The sequence below is a fragment of the Wolbachia endosymbiont of Bemisia tabaci genome (genome assembly GCF_003999585.1).
Taxonomy (GTDB): domain Bacteria; phylum Pseudomonadota; class Alphaproteobacteria; order Rickettsiales; family Anaplasmataceae; genus Wolbachia.
On sequence record NZ_CP016430.1, the window covers coordinates 152,429 to 154,887 of the forward strand.

Genomic DNA, 2,459 nt, shown 5'->3' on the forward strand with positions numbered 1-2,459 from the left:
TAATTCACTTGGCAGTTCTTCCTCGCTATAGTTTTTGATATTTAGTTCAATCAAAGATATTACAGGAAAGGGCAGTTTTGCTTCACTATTTCTCTTTATTAAAGAAGCTTCAGCAACAATTTTGCCTCCCTTCCCTTCTGCACATTTCACAGCTTCAAGTGAAGACTTACCCGTAGTTATCACATCTTCAATCAGTAATATTTTTTCATCTTGTTTAATTTCAAACCCGCGGCGTAATTCAAACTTACCGTTAACACGCTCGCAAAACATTGTTCTGACTCCAAGCTGTCTGCCAATCTCATAACCCACGATTATTCCACCAATTGCAGGAGATAGTATTAAGTCTATGTGTTCAACAAGCTCTTTTCTTATTTTATTTGCCAATAGCTTACAAACCTTAATCGCTCTGCTTGGATTTTCAAAAATTTTAGCGCATTGTATGTAAGTGTTGCTGTGCAGCCCTGACGAGAGTACAAAATGTCCGTGCAAAATCGCACCAGCCTCTTCAAATTCTTTTATTATTGTATTATCTAATATCATTCTTGAGTTTTAAATTCTTTATTAATTATCTGTGTTATACAGATATCAGACCACACATTTATTGCAGTTTCAAACATATCAATGATTGTATAAATAGGCAAAATCAATCCCATAATGTACAAAGGAACATTCATTGATACCAAATAACTAGTTGCCATAAAATAGCACCCCATCGGCACTCCAGCGTTACCAATTGCAGCTCCTGTAGCTAAAAAAATCCATATGAACATCTCACTTAAGGAAAATGTGTGCCCATTCATCTCCGCAACAAACATCACTGTAATCAAAATAAATGCAGCACACGCATTCATATTGACTGTTGTACATATTGGCAGAATAAAAGACGACAATTTATTTGGTACTTTTAGCTTATTTTGAACACATTCTATAGTTGTAGGCAACGTCGCGCTGGATGATGATTTAGAAAAAAACGCAAGTGTGAGTGCTGGCATAACACCCTTCATCGTTTGAATTGGTGATATACCTTTATACCACATGAGTAGTGGCAAAATCACAAATGCTTGCACGAAATTTGCAGACATTATGCAAGCAAAATACCAAAAAAGACTATGGAATTCGCTGCCACCTTTTAACTCGTATAAAAAACATGTGATAAAAGACCATACAGCAAGAGGAATAAACTTTAACAACCCTTGAGCAATTCTAAGAAGTGTATCAAATAGTGCAGAAAATATTTGGTGTAATATATCTTGTTTTTCTTTTGAGAGCGAAATAATAGCTCCACCCATCAAAAAAGCAATCAATATGCTGCCAATAACGTTATTTTCAAGAAAAACTTGCACAAAATTTGATGGAATGAGTGATTTTAAGTATGAAAAGTAATCATGGTTGCTATCACTCACGCTTTCTATCGTGCTACTTATGAAATTTTTTCTTACTGGATCCATGAGTAAATAGAAAGACAGTGCAACAAATGCAGCTATAATGGTTGTGAGCAGCGTATAAAACAATATTTTCTTAAGTAATACTTTTATTTCAATTGAATCTTTAAGTCCTGAAATTGTGGACACTATAGATAGAAAAACTAAAGGTAAGCTAATCAATTTCAACAGACTGATGAATATATCGCTAAATAGCTTTGCTATTTCAAATATTATTTCATTATTTAAATAGTAAGCAATTACCGCAAACAGCATAGAAAAGAGTATTGCGAACTTATGCACTGAAAATAAAACCTCAAACTAATACTATACAACAATTTTTCAAATTAGGTTAAAATAATCAGCAGTAACTACCCACCCAAAACCCTTATTTCCCACTCAAGTTCAATGTTAAATTTATCTTTTACTGCATCTTTTACTCTGTTGCCAAGGTTTTCTAAGTCGAATGCAGTTGCGTTATTGTAATTGAGCAGAAAATTACAATGTTTCTTAGAAATTTTAGCTCTACCGTTATTTAATCCTCGGCAGCCAGACTCATCAATCAGTTTCCATGCCTTCCAGCCTATTGGATTTTTAAATATGCATCCGGCAGTTTTTCCTCCCACTGGTTGGCTTTTATTTTTTTTATCAATAACTTCTTTCAATCTTTGCAATATAAGCTCATACTCTGAACTTACTCCTTTAAATTCAGCTTCAATAAAAATCCATCTGCCTTTTAGACTGTGTCCACGATAAAAATATCCCATTTCTTCCCTGGAGAATTCATATAAATTTCCATCTTCTAGATTCACTGCCCTTATAAACTTTACAACACTCGCAATATCACTACCATATGCACCTGCATTCATCTCTACCCCACCGCCAACTGTTCCTGGAATTCCAGCAAGAAACTCAAGACCACTAATTTGCTGTTCCCCTGCAAAGTAGGCAAGGTTACTAAGCAATGCAGCACCACCTGCAACTATGGAGCTATTATCTTTACATTTAATATACGCAAATTCCCTACCTAATTTCACC

Annotated in this window: 3 protein-coding genes; all 3 read right to left on the reverse strand. The window is 34.8% G+C overall.

What is annotated here, in order from left to right:
* On the reverse strand, positions 1-540 hold a 540-nt coding region (gene pyrE, locus BBB02_RS00720), incomplete at its 3' end, for an orotate phosphoribosyltransferase (protein ID WP_127464283.1).
* The gene (locus tag BBB02_RS00725; protein WP_127463636.1) at positions 537-1,724 is read right to left on the reverse strand and encodes a dicarboxylate/amino acid:cation symporter; all 1,188 of its coding nucleotides are present in this window, start codon (positions 1,722-1,724) and stop codon (positions 537-539) included. The genes BBB02_RS00725 and pyrE, both read right to left, overlap by 4 nt.
* A 68-nt stretch (positions 1,725-1,792) precedes the next feature.
* A partial coding sequence (murB, locus tag BBB02_RS00730; protein ID WP_127463637.1) for a UDP-N-acetylmuramate dehydrogenase occupies positions 1,793-2,459 on the reverse strand: 667 nt, incomplete at its 5' end.